The following is a 13,148-nucleotide window of genomic DNA, read 5'->3' as shown; positions in this document are numbered from 1 at the left end:
ATGAGCGTGAACCTTTCGATCTGGGTTGGAGCTTGGTGCGGAGCACAACGAATTTCGAGGATTATTCTGCTATATCGGGAGTCGATAGAGGAAATCAGAGAGAGCCCGATGCGCGACGCCCCGGCGCTCGACGCGCTTGACCCGCATCCACAGACTCGAGCGCCTCAGCGAGGGAACCCCGCGCCCGTCAGGCGCTCGAGGTGGGAGCCTTCCTCTGGCATCGCGGGCAGAAATGACTCGAGCGGTTCATGAAGGCGTCGCGGCGGATCGGGCCCCCGCAGCGCGGGCACGGCTGACCCGTACGACCGTAGGCGTTCAGCGAGTGCGCGAAGTAACCGGCCTCGCCGTTGACGTTGACGTACTGGGCGTCGAAGCTAGTGCCGCCCTCGGCCAGCGCCTTCTCCAGCACGGCGCGCACCTCGGCCAGCAGGCGGTTCACCGCCACAGTGGACAGTGCGGAGGCCGGCGTCTCGGGGTGGATGCGGGCGGCCCAGAGCGACTCGTCGGCATAGATGTTGCCGACACCGCTGATGAGATTCTGGTCCAGCAGCACACGCTTTATCGCGCTCGACCGCGTGCGCAGCGCTGCGCGGAAGACGCCGTCCTGGAACGCCTCATCCATGGGGTCCCGCGCGATATGCGCGACCTGCGACGGAAGGAGCGGTGCGTCACTCCCCCAGCCCGCGGCTCGTCCATCGGCCGTCGCCACCAGCTCGTCCACGGCGAGAGATCCGAAGGTGCGCTGATCGGCGAAGACGACGGCCAGCTCGCCGTGCTGCGGATGCTCGATGAACAGCCGGATCCGCTCGTGCCGCTCAGCGGCCACGTCCGGGCGGCGCAGCAGCAGTTGCCCCGACATGCCGAGATGCCCGACGATCGCCGAGCGTCCGTCGGTGCCGTCGGTCGTCAGCGGCATCCAGAGGAACTTCCCCCGGCGAGCCACCGTCGCGACCTCGGTACCCTCCAGCCGCGCGACGAAGTCGGCGGCGCCCGCGACGTGCCGCGTGAGGGCACGCTCGTCGTGTACGGCCACCGAGACGATGCGTGCCCCGGTCATCGCCGGAGCGAGGCCGGCGCGGACGACCTCGACCTCGGGGAGCTCAGGCACGGTCGCTGAGCGCGTGCCAGGCGGCCAGCGCCGCGGCCATCTCGGCCGTCTTCTTGCTCGTGCCCGTGCCCGTGCTGGCCAGGTCGCCCGTCGTCACAGTCGCGGTGAAGCGACGGTCGTGATCGGGCCCGGTCGAGACCACCTCGTACACGGGAGCGCTGAGACCGCGATGCGCGGACAGCTCCTGCAGCGCGGTCTTCGGATCCATCGCCGCGCCGTACCGCTCCGGGTCGGCGAAGAGCGGCTCGATGAGCCGCAGCACGAGCGCCGTCGCCGCCTCGGGACCTGCGGACAGGTAGGTGGCCCCGAACACCGCCTCCATCGTGTCGGCGAGGATCGAGTCCTTGTCGCGACCGCCGGTGCGCTCCTCGCCGTTTCCGAGCAGGATGTGCGCACCGAGGCCGATGCCACGGGCGACCTCTGCCAGCGCGACGGTCGACACCACGCTCGCACGCCGCTTCGCCAGGGATCCCTCGTCGAGGTCCGGGAGCGTCGTGTAGAGCATGACGGTCACAGCCTGGCCGAGCACGGAGTCGCCGAGGAACTCGAGACGCTCGTTGTGCGGGATGGCGCCGTTCTCGTACGCGTACGAGCGATGCGTGAGCGCAAGCTGAAGCAGCTCGGGGTCGATATCGACCCCGAGCTGCTCAGAAAGCGGGCGCGTCCCTACGGGGACTTCTGCCATGATCGACGGATCGATCAGACGTCGGCGACCTTGCGGCCCTTGTACTCGAGGAACAGCTCGGTGCCCTGCGAGTCCGTGACGACCTTCGCCTGGTGAGGACGGCTGTAGACGACCTTGCCGTTCTCGATGGTCTTGACGAGGGCAGGAGCCTCCGCCTTCCACTGCGCGCGACGCGAGCGGGTGTTCGAACGGGAGACCTTGCGCTTCGGGGGGTTACCGGCCATGGTTTGCTACTTTCTGTGCTCTGGGCGCGCAGCTATTCCGCTGCTTGCTTTTCGACGGTGCCGTCGTGGTCTGTGATCTGCTGGAGCGCGGCCCATCGAGGATCGACAGGAGCGTCCTGCTCTTTCCCGGCGCTTCCGGTCAGCCGCTCGCCGGTCTCGGGGTCGAGTCCAGGGCAATCCGGCTGACACACCGGCTGAAACGGGAGCGCCAAAACCACCGCGTCCCTGACCAGAGTTTCAAGATCCACGTGGTCGTCTTGAACCTCGAAGTCGTTCGCTTCCTCTCCAGGGTACGCGAAAAGCTCTTGAAACTCGACTTCGACAGGCTCTTCGATCGGATTCAGGCATCGACCGCACTCTCCGCGGTACGTCGAATCGACCTCGCCGGTGACGAGGATCCCCTCGTGCACGGACTCCAGCCGGACGTCGAGATCGAGTCCCTCGCCCTTCTCGACGGAGACGAGACCCTCGCCCCACTGCTCAGGCAGAGGAATCGTCATCCGGAACTCTCGCATCTCACCGGGTCGACGAACGATGTCGTGCGCGGACAGCGAGAATGGTCCTTTGCGTCGGGTCTTCACCGGTTCAGTCTACTGGGCGCACCTGGGCGGAGGCCGGGCCCTCCGATGGGCTCAGGGACCGGCGGGCTGCCGTTCAGATGCCGCGGGCACCGGTGTCGAGGAAGCGCGCGACGGCCGGCGGCACGAACGGGGACACGTCGCCGCCGAGCGCGGCGACCTGCCGCACGAGCGAACTGGAGACCAGGGCGTGCGCCGGATCCGGCAGCAGGAACACGGTCTCGATGTCGGCGAGGTGGCGGTTCACGATCGCCATCGGCGACTCGTACGCCACGTCGACCTGCGAGCGGATGCCCTTGATCAGCACACCCGCGTTCACATCGCGGGCGTAGTCGACGAGCAGACCCATGCTCCAGGATCCGACGATGACGGTGCCCGTCACGCCGGCTTCTGCGATCGACTCCTCCAGCAGTGCGAGTCGCTGCGCCACCGGCAGCATGGCCTGCTTGTCGGGGTTGTGCACCACCAGCACGTGCAGCTCGTCGTAGAGGGCGGCGGCGCGTCGGATGACGTCCAGGTGGCCGAGGGTCGGCGGGTCGAAGGAACCGGGGACGACGGCGATCCGAGCGCTCATGCGCCCAGCCTAGCGGCGCGGATCTCTGCGTCAGCCGCATGCGCCGTTCGACGAGCGCCCTCCGACGCGCTCAGGGGGCCGCGCGGGAGGAGTCAGTTCTTGGCGAGTGCGGCACGATCGTCGATGCTGAGGCGCTGCGCCATCGCCGCGCGCAGCCCGTCGTGCTGCTGCAGCGCGGGATCCGCCTCGATGATCTCCTCGGCGATCGCACGGGCCTGGGCGATCAGATCCGCGTCCTTGATGACCCGCAGCAGCTTCAGCGACGACTTCGCACCCGACTGGCGCGCTCCGAGCACGTCGCCCTCGCCGCGCAGGTCGAGGTCGACCTCGGCGAGGACGAAGCCGTCGAGCGTCGCGGCCACCGCATCGACCCGGTCGCGGGCCGGCGTGCCCTGCTCGGCCTCGGTGACCAGCAGGCACAGGCCGGGCACCCCGCCGCGACCGATGCGGCCGCGCAGCTGGTGCAGTTGGGAGACACCGAAACGGTCGGCCTCGAGCACGATCATGGTCGAGGCATTCGGCACGTCGACACCGACCTCGATCACGGTGGTCGCGACGAGGAGGTCGATCTCGCCACGGGCGAAGGCCTGCATGATCGCGTCCTTCTCGTCCGCGGCCATACGGCCGTGCAGACCGGCGATGCGCACCGCGCCCAGCTTCGGGTGCGTGCTGAGCGCGGCCAGCAGCTGCACCACCCCCCAGCGCGGTCCGCGGCTCTCCTGCTCCTCATCCGCGAAGTGCTCCTGGTCCGCCTCCTCCGCGCCGTCATCGGTATCGATCGCGGCGCACACGGCGAACACCTGGCGCCCCTTCTCGATCTCCTCCGCGGCGCGCTCCCACACCCGGGTGAACCAGCCGGGGTGGTCGGCGAGGGGCGCGACGAAGGTCTCGATGCCCGCGCGCCCGCTCGGCATCGTGCGGATCACCGAGATGTCGAGATCGCCGAACACGGTCATCGCGACCGTGCGCGGGATCGGGGTGGCGGTCAGCACCAGCGCGTGCGGGCTGGTGCCCTTGGCGCGCAGCGCTTCCCGCTGCTCGACGCCGAAGCGATGCTGTTCGTCGACCACCACGAGCCCCAGATCGGCGAAGGTCGTCTTCTCCCCGAGCAGTGCATGCGTGCCCACCACGATGAGTGCCTGGCCCGCCGCGACGCGCAGCGCAGCCTTGCGCCGTTCGGGCGCGGACATCTGCCCCGTGAGCAGCGTCGGCATCACCAGGGGGGCGAGCTTCGGCCCGAGCATCTTCGTGATCGAACGCAGGTGCTGAGCCGCGAGCACCTCGGTCGGCGCGATCAGCGCCGCCTGACCGCCCGTCTCAGCGACCTGAAGCATGGCGCGCAGCGCGACCAGCGTCTTTCCGGATCCGACCTCTCCCTGCACCAGCCGGTTCATGGGCGCGCCGCCGACCAAATCCGCGGCGATCGTCTCGCCCACCGACTCCTGGTCGGGCGTGAGCTCGAACGGCAGCGCGGCGTCGAAGCGCTCCAGCAGCCCGCCCGGCTTCGCCGGGCGAGCGGTGGCGTCAAGCATGCGCACGAGATAGCGCTGCTGCATGAGCGCCGTCTGAAGAGTGAGCGCCTCGTGCATCCGCAGCGTGCGGATCGCCGGAGCGATCTCGTCCTTGGTGCTCGGCCGGTGGATGCGCTCCAGCGCAGCGCGGGCGTCGAGGAGCCCCTCCTGGAGGCGCACCGCATCGGGGACCGGTTCCGGCACCGGCCCGAGCTCGTCCAGCACCGTGCCAATCATCTTCTCGATCTGCCACGTGGTGAGGGCCGCCGTGGCCGGGTAGATCGGCAGCGGCGTGGTCACCAGCACATCGGCCTGAGTGCGCGCGCGCAGCTCATCGTCGAACATCTCGTACTGCGGGTGCGCGAACTGCGTCACGCCGCGGTAGTCGCCGACCTTGCCGGTGAACACCCCGCGCCTGCCGACCCGCAGCTCCTTCTCGCGCCATTCGAGCTGTCCGCGGAACTTGGCGAAGAACGTCAGCACCATGCGGCCGACGCCGTCGCCGATGTCGACCGTCATCATCGCCCCGCGGCGATTCTTCATGTCGCGGACGTCGACCTTCATCACCTCGGCGACGATCGTGACCGTCTCACCCTTCGGGAGATCGAGGATCGGCGTGAGCTCGCCTCGGTTGGCGTACCGGCGCGGGTAGTGCGAGAGCAGATCCCACACCGTGCTCATGCCGAAGGCCTTCTGCAGCGTCTTCGCATTCCCGTCGCCGACCGCGACAGCGAGCGGCGAGTCGAGACGGAGCGGCATGCTCAGAAGTCTAGAACGGCGCGCGGACACCGCCCTCGTCCACGACCCGGGGCAGCGCCTGGTCAGTTCTCCTGCAGGAACTCCAGGGCTGCCTCCCGGAACGCCTTCGACCCCGGTGCGTTGAAGTGATGCCGGCCGGGGATCTCGAAGAACCGTCCCTGCGGCGTCGCCTCCGCGAGTCGCACGGAACCAGCGATCACGGCGTCCTCGGACCCGGTCGCGAAGAGCACCGGCTGCGTCGGCGCCGTCGCGGGGTCCGGATCCATCGATCCCGATTCCCGCATGCCCTGGGCGAGCGCGATCAGCGCGCTCAGGTCGTTGCCGGGGACGCGCTCCGTCAGCGCGATGTAGTTCTGCGTGACCCGATCCGTGACCGGCGTGCCCTCGTCGATGAAGCGGCGCACCTGGTCCAGATCGAGCCGGCCGAGCGGGATCCCGTCTGGCACGCCGCCGAGCACCGCCCGCGGGATCCGGTCGCCGAGGTCTTGAAGGACCTGCCAACCCACCCGCGCTCCCAGCGAATAGCCGACGTAGAATGCGTCGTCGACGAGGTAGGTGTCCAGGACCTGCTCGACGTCCGATGCGAGCGTGCGCACGTTGTAGCCGACGACATCGTGCGGCTTCTCGCTCGCGCCGTGCCCGCGCTGGTCGACACCGAGCACGCCGTAGCCTGCCTGCTGCAGCATCCGGATCCACCCGGTGAGCACCCAGTTGTCGCGCGTGCTGGAGGCGAAGCCGTGCACGATGAGCACCACAGGGCCCTCGAGCTCTCCCCAGACGTAGGTGGCGATCGCGACGCCCTCCCCCGCTTCGATGAACTGCGGCTGCGGCATGCGGGTCAGATCGGCGAGGCTCTCGGGCACGCTCCTATCCTGCTCCCTTCCGTGCCCTCCGCGGCGAATGAGTCGCGGCGCATAAGGTGAACAGGTGACGAGAATCATCGCCGGATCCGCCGGCGGCACCCGCCTGGAAGTGCCGGGACAGGGGACGCGGCCGACGAGCGATCGGGTGCGCGAGTCGCTGTTCGGCGCTCTCGCCTCCATGGACGCGATCGCCGATGCGCGCGTGCTCGACCTGTACGCCGGATCCGGCGCCCTGGGCCTGGAAGCGCTCAGTCGCGGCGCCCGCAGCACCGTGCTCGTCGAACGAGGACGCGGCGCCGCAGCCGTGATCCGCCGCAATGCGGCTGCCGTCTCCAGGGCGCTGGGCGGGGACGCCGCGGGGAGGACGACCGTGCAGGAGTCCTCCGTGCATGCATACCTCGTCCGCGCCACGGGACTGTTCGACCTGGTCTTCTCCGACCCGCCCTATGATCTGACCGACGCCGAGATGAACGCCGACCTGGTGGCGCTCGCTCCCCTGCTCTCCCCCGACGCCGTCGTCGTCATCGAGCGCGCGAAGCGCTCCACTCCGCCGGATCTCGCCGCCGCCGGCCTCGCCCTCATCCGCGAGAGGGTCTACGGAGACACCGCGTTGTGGTGGGCGGAGCCGGGCGCGTCCTGACCGTCGATCAGTGCGGAGCGTCGGCTCCCGCATCGCGGTAAGGGTCCCAGCCGAGCGGGCCGACCGGCTCGCCGTCGCACAGCACCGGAGCGTCGGTCACGGCCGCGACCACGGATCCGATCCGCCGGAAGCCCGGCGGCAGCATCCCCGGAGGGAACGTGGCGAGCAGGGCGTGGTCCTCGCCGCCGGCGAGCGCCCGGTGCGGATGCGCCCCCAGGGCAGACCGCTCCAGCGCGAGCGTCACGCCGGAGGCCTCGGCCATGCGGCCCGCATCCAACGCGAGGCCATCGGAGACGTCCATCATCGCGGTGGCCCCGGCGATCGCGGCCGTCGGGCCGAGTCCGATCGGCGGCGCGGGGCGCAATTGGGCGGCGATCGCATCGGCCTCGCCCTCGGTCAGGGCGGCGGCGACCACCGGCACCGCCACGCCGTCGGGGTGGAAGCGCCGGAACAGCACGGAGAGGCCGTGCCCGGCGAGGCCCATCTCGCCCGCGATCGCGAGGTCATCCCCCACGTGGGCGCCGGCCCGTGTGACAGCCGCACGCCCTTCCAAGTCCCCGAGCGCCGTCACGGCGATCATCAGCGTCGCCGACACGGTCAGATCGCCGCCGACGACCGCGCATCCCGGAGCGAGCGCGGCGCACGCCTCGCGGAAGCCGTCGGCGATCGCGGCGACGAAGGAGAGCCGACGATCCTTCGGCACCGCGAGCGCCACGAGCAGCGCCGTCGGGCGCGCCCCCATCGCGGCGATGTCCGCGAGATTCACGGCCGCCGACTTCCACCCCAGGTCGTAACCGCTCGACCAGGCCGCGCGGAAGTCCGGCCCTTCCACGAGCGTGTCGGTGGTCGCGACGACCGAACCGGAGGGCGCGGCGATCACGGCGGCGTCGTCTCCCGGACCGAGCACAGTGTCGCGCCCCGCGGGCGTGCGCGCCAGGATCGTGCGCAGCACGCGTCCCTCGCTCACCTCGCCGATCATCGGATCGTCGGATCGGGGAGCCTCCGCGGTCGCATCGGATCCGGGAGCTGAAAGGTCCACCATGCTCTCAACGGTAGCCTGGAGGGATGCCCCGCCGTCTCTCCGTCGCCACCGTCCTCGTGCTCGCGACGGCGCTGCTGGCCGGGTGCAGCTCGACGGTGCATCTGAACCCCGCGGACGACGCGAACGACCCGCGCTGCGCGGATGTGTCGGTGCGGTTGAGCAACGTCCCGTCGATCGACGGGCACGATCGGCGCTGGACGGATGCCCAGGCCACCGCGGCGTGGGGCGACCCCTCCGTGGTGCTGCTCACCTGCGGCCTGCCGGAGGCGGAGCCGACGAGCGCTCTGCAGTGCATCTCCTTGCAGGGCATCGACTGGCTCGTGGACGATTCCAAGAGCCCTTATCTCACGCTCACCACGTACGGCCGCAAGCCCGCCGTGCAGCTCTACATCAACAGCAAGCCCGATGCACCGGGCAAGGGTGTCAGCGCCAATGACGTGATCGGCAATAAGAGCCTCGCTGCGGCGATCGCGACCATCCCCGCCACGCACGCCTGCACCGATCGGCCCGGGGCGGACACGGCGACACCGGCTCCGACTCCGGCCGGCTGACGCGAGCGCTCAGGACGGTTCAGTCGGGCGCGCCCGCCACTCCCGTCAACGACGCCGTCGGTACCGGATCGACCGCGGGATGATCGTCATCGCGCCGGTGCTGCAGGAGGATCTCGGCGAGAGCCGGGATCCAGATCAGCGTGGCGAGCTGGATCGTCAGCCATGCGCCGTGCGGCGTCGTGACGCCGATGACGAACGCCGCACCGATCGGCACCGCGGCCAGGAACACGAACGAGGAGACCCCGGCGAGCCGGCGCACCCACGGCCGGCTTCGGTCGGAGAACAGGAAGCCGGCGCCGATGAACGCCGCCAGCAGCGGCAGGGTCGCCGGATCCGCGAGCATGACGAACGGCGCGAGCGTCAGCCAGGCGGCTCTACGCCGGCGGCCCGCGATCCGGCGGGCGAAGGCCCAGCCGAACAGAGCGCCCATGATCGTCCCCGGCACAAGGATGAAGCCGAACGTTCCGAGCCAATGGAACTCCGACTCGAAGCCGGCGAGCTGCGCCATCATGCCGCGCATGGAGGCGGCCCAGCCGAGGCCCCCGACCGCGCCGATCGCGATCGGCAGCACCACTCCTGTTCGCCTCGTCGCGTTCATGACCGCTCCTTCTCGCGCCCCACGACGCCGCGCCGCACATCGCGGCCCGATCATGCTGACGTTCTATCAGGGAAGCGGGCGGTCCGCGGGATCGTTTCCTCTGCGGAAACAGCGGACGAACGCCCGGCATCGCTCAGCGTCGCGCGGACGGTGCGGCCCGGGTGATCGCCTCGGTGAAGTCCGCGAACAGCGCGATCATCGCCAGGAGCTCGGGTCTGACGTCCGCTGACCGATGATGCATGTAGTACCAGCACGCCGGGACACCGTCGAGCTCGACCCATTTCAACGCGGGCGGCAGGGTCGCGACCAGGGCAGCGGGAACCACGGTGATCCCGGACCCCACGAGCAGCTGCCCGGCGACGTCCGACGTTCGCGACGCCGGCAGCCGGACCAGCGCCGCGTCGGCGAGCGGTCGGACGTCCGCGAGGACGAACGGATCCATGTAGCTCGCCGGCAGCTCCGGAGAATACAGCAGCGGCTGCCGGGCGAACTCCGCCACCGGCACGCTGCGTCGATGGGTATAGGGGTGTCCGGTCGGGATCAGGCCGACGCGCCGCAGTTCCCCGAGCCGTGTCGAGGACACCTCTTCGGACTCCGAGACGCCGAACGTGAGCGCGGCGTCGACGGTGCCGTCGGCCAGGTCAGGATCCAGCCGTTCGAATGCTGTCGGCACGAGCACGACGCCGACGCCGGGAAAGGCGTGCGAGAGCGCGAGTTCGAGCGTCGCGAGTGCAGCCGGCATCAGCGGGGCCACCGCATCCACGCCGGCGGGGAACGCCACGCGTAACCGCTCTGCCGGCTCCGCGACGGCCGCGAGCTGCGCGGCCTGAGCAGCCTCCAGCACCCGCGGCGCGAACTGGAGGAACCGGCGCCCTGCCGCGGTGAGGCCGAACACGCCTCCGGAGTCCCGCTCGATGAGCGGGATCCCGAGTTCCGTCTCCAGCCGTTGCACCCGTTTGGTCACGGCCGAGATCGATACCCCGAGTTCCGCCGCCGCGCGCCCGAAATGGCGATGACGGACTACCGCGAGGAAGGAGGTCAGCGCGATGATGTCCACCGCATCCTCCCCTCGGCACGGGCGTTGCAGAACGCCAGGATGCCCCTGCGCCGAAGAGCGCGCAAGAGGGCAGGATCAGCGCCGCAGACCCGCCTCGATCAGCTCGGTGATGAGATCGCGGTATCTGAGCCCCGAGGCGATCCAGCACTTCGGGAACATCGAGATCGGAGTGAAGCCGGGCATCGTGTTCAGCTCGTTCACGACGAGGGTGCCGTCGGCCGTGAGGAACATGTCGACGCGTGCGAGACCGCGTCCGTCGACCGCCTCGAACGCGCTGATGCCGGCGTCCTGGATCGCGCCGATCTCGGCCTCGTCCAGCTCTGCCGGGCAGACCACGTCCACGCCGTCTCCGCCGAGGTACTTGCCCTCGAAGTCGTAGAAGCCCCGGGACGTCAGCACGATCTCGCCCGGCACCGAAGCGCGCGGCCCCTCGGCGCCCTCGAGGATCGCGACCTCGATCTCACGGCCGACCACTCCGGTCTCCACGAGCACCTTGTCGTCCTCGGCCAGAGCGATCCGCATGGCCTCGTCGAACTCCGCGGGATCCGTCACCTTCGAGACGCCGACGCTCGACCCGGCACGGGCCGGCTTCACGAACAGCGGCGATCCGAGCCCGGCCGCGGCAGCGCGCACGCTCTCGGGATCCTGCGCCCACTGCCGCGCGCGCACGGTGATCCAGGGCGCCACGGCGATGCCAGCGGCCTGCAGCGCGACCTTCATGAAGTGCTTGTCCATGCACAGCGCCGAATCCAGCACCCCGCCGCCGGCGTACGGCACCTCGAGCGTGTCGAAGTAGCCCTGCAGCGTGCCGTCCTCGCCGTGCGGACCGTGCAGCAGGGGCAGCACCACATCGATCGCACCGAGGTCCTCGATCGTGCCGTCGGCGCGCGTCACGCGCAGCGTGCGGATCCCGCCGGGCTCCGGCCACTGGATCCGAGTGCCGTTGTCCACGACCTCGGGCAGATGCGCGGCGTCGAGCGGGAACTTGTCCGGCTCGTCGTCCTCCAGGACGAACGCTCCTTCGCGGGTGATCCCGACGGGGATGACGTCGTAGCGTTCCCGGTCAAGGGCGCGCAGCACCCCTCCCGCCGTGGCGGAGCTGATCGAATGCTCGCTGGAGCGCCCTCCGAAGAGCACCACCACCGTCTGCTTGTCCATTGCCCGTCCCTTCCCCCTGCGGGGTGTCGTCGTCGGTGGTCAGATGGGGGGCGATGTCGCGCGGATCCATGGTGCCGTCCAGCACCATCTTCACCTGCTCGACGATCGGCATCTCCACGCCGGCGGCGCGGGCCAGCTGCAGGATCGGCGCGACGGACGCGAGTCCCTCGGCTGTCTGCTGCATCTGCTTGACCACGTCTTGGAAGCTGTATCCCTGACCGAGCAGGCGCCCGGCGGTGTTGTTCCGGCTGAGCGGCGACTGGCACGTCGCGATCAGATCGCCGAGGCCGGCCAGACCCTGCAGGGTCCCCGGCTGTGCGCCGTTCGCCACCGCGAAGTCGGTCATCTCGACCAGACCCCGCGTGATGATCGACGCCTTGGTGTTCTCGCCGTAGCCGACGCCGTCGACGATGCCGATGGCGACGGCGATGAGGTTCTTCAGCACGCCGCCGAACTCGGTGCCGATCACGTCGGTGTTCACGAAGCTGCGGAAGTAGTGGTTGCGCGCGGTGCGCGCCACGATGTCGGCCGTCTCCTGGCTGTTGGAGGCGATGACGGCCGCGGTGGGCTGCTCGCGCGCGATCTCGAGCGCCAGGTTGGGGCCGCTCGCGACCGCGATCCGGTCGGGGTCGCAGCGCAGCTCCTGCTCGATGACCTGGCTCATCCGCAGGCCGGTGCGTTTCTCGACGCCTTTCATGAGGCTGACCACGGGGACGTCGGAGTTCTGCAACAGCGGACGCAGTGCCTTGAGGTTCTCCCGCAGCGTCTGGCTCGGCACCGAGAGGTACACCTGCTCGGCGCCCTGGATCGCCTCGGCCAGGTGATGCGTGGCCGTCATTGATCGTGGCAGGTTGATGCCGGAGAGGTATTGCGAGTTGCGCTTCGCCTCGGCGATCTCGTGGGCCAGCTCCTGTCGGCGCGCCCACATCGTCACCTGCGCGCCGCCGTCGGCCAGGATCTTTCCGAAGGTGGTCCCCCAGCTCCCGGCACCGATCACCGTCACGCGCGGCCCGAGCGGGATCGAGGCGGTGCGCGGGGCCGCGTTCCTAGGAGTCAAGACGCCCCGTCTCCTTCTGGCCGTGCTCGGTCGGATTCCACCGCTCGGCGGGAGCCTTCTCGCCGCGGAGCTCCTCCAGGAGCACCGTGATGGCGGCCATGAGCCGGTCGTTCGCTTCCACGAGCGCGGCACGCTCGCCTCCTCGACCGTACAGGTCGGAGACGTCGACCGGATCCCCGATGAGCACGTCGACCTTCTTGCGCGGCGGCCAGAGGCGGAGGCCCTTCTGGTAGCGGCCCATGATGTTCTGCGTGCCCCACTGGGCCATCGGGATCAGCGGGATCTCTCCGGCGAGGGCGAGGCGGACGGCACCGGTCTTGCCGCGCATCGGCCACAGCTCCGGATCCCGGGTGAGCGTGCCCTCCGGGTAGACGATGACCCCGCGTCCGTGCTTCACGAGCTCCTCGGACTGCACCAGCGTCTGCTTCGCCGCCGCGGCGGACGAGGCCCGGGCCACGGGGATCATCCCCGTGCCGCGCAGCGCCCAGCCCAGGACCGGCACGCGGAACAGGCTCTCCTTCGCCATGAAACGGGGCGCGCGGCCGAGCCGCCACACGGCGACCGCGACGATCAGCGGGTCGAACTCCGAGTAGTGGTTCGGCGCCAGCACGAAGGCGCCTTCGCGGGGCAGCCTCTCGGCGCCGCGGATTCGGATCTTCGCCAGGAACGAGACGAACGGCACCACGAAGACCCCGAGGAACCAGAACAGGCTCGGGCGGGTCTTCTCGGCGGTCGCGCGCATG

Annotated in this window: 15 protein-coding genes; 2 read left to right on the top strand and 13 right to left on the bottom strand. The window is 70.0% G+C overall.

The features are described from left to right. Positions 1-187: 187 nt before the first annotated feature. The 7 genes from mutM to AB4078_RS02165 all read right to left on the bottom strand — a co-directional run bounded on the left by mutM (position 188) and on the right by AB4078_RS02165 (position 6,272). On the bottom strand, positions 188-1,108 hold the full coding sequence (mutM, locus tag AB4078_RS02195; RefSeq protein WP_441975792.1) for a bifunctional DNA-formamidopyrimidine glycosylase/DNA-(apurinic or apyrimidinic site) lyase: 921 nt from the start codon (positions 1,106-1,108) through the stop codon (positions 188-190). After that, positions 1,101-1,793: a ribonuclease III gene (gene rnc / locus AB4078_RS02190; RefSeq protein WP_441975791.1), complete on the bottom strand. Its 693-nt coding sequence runs from the start codon at positions 1,791-1,793 to the stop codon at positions 1,101-1,103. The genes mutM and rnc overlap by 8 nt, the downstream gene beginning before the upstream one ends. Before the next feature lie 14 nt (positions 1,794-1,807). Next, complete coding sequence (rpmF, locus tag AB4078_RS02185; protein ID WP_013586329.1) at positions 1,808-2,017, bottom strand: 50S ribosomal protein L32; 210 nt, start codon at positions 2,015-2,017, stop codon at positions 1,808-1,810. A gap of 32 nt (positions 2,018-2,049) precedes the next feature. Continuing rightward, positions 2,050-2,532, bottom strand: a complete 483-nt coding sequence (locus AB4078_RS02180; protein ID WP_440732421.1) for a YceD family protein — start codon at positions 2,530-2,532, stop codon at positions 2,050-2,052. 139 nt (positions 2,533-2,671) lie between these two features. Beyond that, positions 2,672-3,169, bottom strand: coding sequence for a pantetheine-phosphate adenylyltransferase (gene coaD, locus AB4078_RS02175; protein ID WP_440731604.1), 498 nt, complete (start codon positions 3,167-3,169; stop codon positions 2,672-2,674). Positions 3,170-3,261: 92 nt separating this feature from the next. Next, a complete protein-coding gene (locus AB4078_RS02170) occupies positions 3,262-5,439 on the bottom strand; it encodes an ATP-dependent DNA helicase RecG (protein WP_441975790.1) in 2,178 nt (725 codons plus the stop codon). A 62-nt stretch (positions 5,440-5,501) separates the two neighbouring features. Continuing rightward, complete coding sequence (locus AB4078_RS02165) at positions 5,502-6,272, bottom strand: alpha/beta fold hydrolase (protein WP_441975958.1); 771 nt, start codon at positions 6,270-6,272, stop codon at positions 5,502-5,504. Positions 6,273-6,366: 94 nt separating this feature from the next. Here AB4078_RS02165 and rsmD point away from each other — a divergent pair, with 94 nt between their 5' ends. Next, positions 6,367-6,942 (top strand): 16S rRNA (guanine(966)-N(2))-methyltransferase RsmD, encoded by a 576-nt coding sequence (gene rsmD / locus AB4078_RS02160; RefSeq protein ID WP_441975789.1) that lies wholly within the window; start codon positions 6,367-6,369, stop codon positions 6,940-6,942. 7 nt (positions 6,943-6,949) lie between these two features. Here rsmD and thiL read toward each other — a convergent pair whose 3' ends face one another. Beyond that, complete coding sequence (gene thiL, locus AB4078_RS02155) at positions 6,950-7,984, bottom strand: thiamine-phosphate kinase (protein ID WP_441975788.1); 1,035 nt, start codon at positions 7,982-7,984, stop codon at positions 6,950-6,952. A gap of 23 nt (positions 7,985-8,007) precedes the next feature. On the opposite strand from thiL, the gene AB4078_RS02150 reads away from it, so the two are divergent. Beyond that, positions 8,008-8,535, top strand: a complete 528-nt coding sequence (locus tag AB4078_RS02150; protein WP_440731600.1) for a DUF3515 domain-containing protein — start codon at positions 8,008-8,010, stop codon at positions 8,533-8,535. Between the two features lie 19 nt (positions 8,536-8,554). On the opposite strand, the gene AB4078_RS02145 is transcribed toward AB4078_RS02150, so the two are convergent. From AB4078_RS02145 to AB4078_RS02125, 5 genes are all read right to left on the bottom strand, one after another. Continuing rightward, positions 8,555-9,133 carry a hypothetical protein gene (locus AB4078_RS02145; protein WP_441975787.1) on the bottom strand — a complete coding sequence of 193 codons (579 nt, stop codon included), beginning with the start codon at positions 9,131-9,133 and terminating at the stop codon, positions 8,555-8,557. 133 nt (positions 9,134-9,266) lie between these two features. Beyond that, on the bottom strand, positions 9,267-10,190 hold the full coding sequence (locus AB4078_RS02140; protein WP_441975786.1) for a LysR family transcriptional regulator: 924 nt from the start codon (positions 10,188-10,190) through the stop codon (positions 9,267-9,269). Positions 10,191-10,265: 75 nt separating this feature from the next. Further along, positions 10,266-11,348 carry a D-alanine--D-alanine ligase family protein gene (locus AB4078_RS02135; protein ID WP_441975785.1) on the bottom strand — a complete coding sequence of 361 codons (1,083 nt, stop codon included), beginning with the start codon at positions 11,346-11,348 and terminating at the stop codon, positions 10,266-10,268. Continuing rightward, positions 11,254-12,405: an NAD(P)H-dependent glycerol-3-phosphate dehydrogenase gene (locus AB4078_RS02130; protein ID WP_441975784.1), complete on the bottom strand. Its 1,152-nt coding sequence runs from the start codon at positions 12,403-12,405 to the stop codon at positions 11,254-11,256. Before AB4078_RS02130 ends, AB4078_RS02135 begins: the two co-directional genes overlap by 95 nt. Continuing rightward, positions 12,395-13,147, bottom strand: a complete 753-nt coding sequence (locus AB4078_RS02125) for a lysophospholipid acyltransferase family protein (RefSeq protein ID WP_440731595.1) — start codon at positions 13,145-13,147, stop codon at positions 12,395-12,397. The genes AB4078_RS02130 and AB4078_RS02125 overlap by 11 nt, the downstream gene beginning before the upstream one ends. Position 13,148 lies beyond the last annotated feature (1 nt).

The organism is Microbacterium sp. 2MCAF23, assembly GCF_052115565.1.
Lineage (GTDB): Bacteria > Actinomycetota > Actinomycetes > Actinomycetales > Microbacteriaceae > Microbacterium.
The sequence above is the reverse complement of the archived record's forward strand: the minus strand, read 5'-3'. Positions and strand labels throughout refer to the sequence as shown.

Bases quoted from the DNA above. Each gene is read 5' to 3' on its own strand.
- AB4078_RS02125 (WP_440731595.1), bottom strand. From the start codon at position 13,147: ATGCGCGCGACCGCCGAGAAGACCCGCCCGAGCCTGTTCTGGTTCCTC.
- AB4078_RS02170 (WP_441975790.1), bottom strand. From the start codon at position 5,439: ATGCCGCTCCGTCTCGACTCGCCGCTCGCTGTCGCGGTCGGCGACGGG.
- AB4078_RS02145 (WP_441975787.1), bottom strand. From the start codon at position 9,133: ATGAACGCGACGAGGCGAACAGGAGTGGTGCTGCCGATCGCGATCGGC.
- AB4078_RS02135 (WP_441975785.1), bottom strand. From the start codon at position 11,348: ATGGACAAGCAGACGGTGGTGGTGCTCTTCGGAGGGCGCTCCAGCGAG.
- rpmF (WP_013586329.1), bottom strand. From the start codon at position 2,017: ATGGCCGGTAACCCCCCGAAGCGCAAGGTCTCCCGTTCGAACACCCGC.
- AB4078_RS02150 (WP_440731600.1), top strand. From the start codon at position 8,008: ATGCCCCGCCGTCTCTCCGTCGCCACCGTCCTCGTGCTCGCGACGGCG.
- AB4078_RS02165 (WP_441975958.1), bottom strand. From the start codon at position 6,272: ATGCCGCAGCCGCAGTTCATCGAAGCGGGGGAGGGCGTCGCGATCGCC.
- thiL (WP_441975788.1), bottom strand. From the start codon at position 7,984: ATGGTGGACCTTTCAGCTCCCGGATCCGATGCGACCGCGGAGGCTCCC.
- rnc (WP_441975791.1), bottom strand. From the start codon at position 1,793: ATGGCAGAAGTCCCCGTAGGGACGCGCCCGCTTTCTGAGCAGCTCGGG.
- coaD (WP_440731604.1), bottom strand. From the start codon at position 3,169: ATGAGCGCTCGGATCGCCGTCGTCCCCGGTTCCTTCGACCCGCCGACC.
- AB4078_RS02180 (WP_440732421.1), bottom strand. From the start codon at position 2,532: ATGCGAGAGTTCCGGATGACGATTCCTCTGCCTGAGCAGTGGGGCGAG.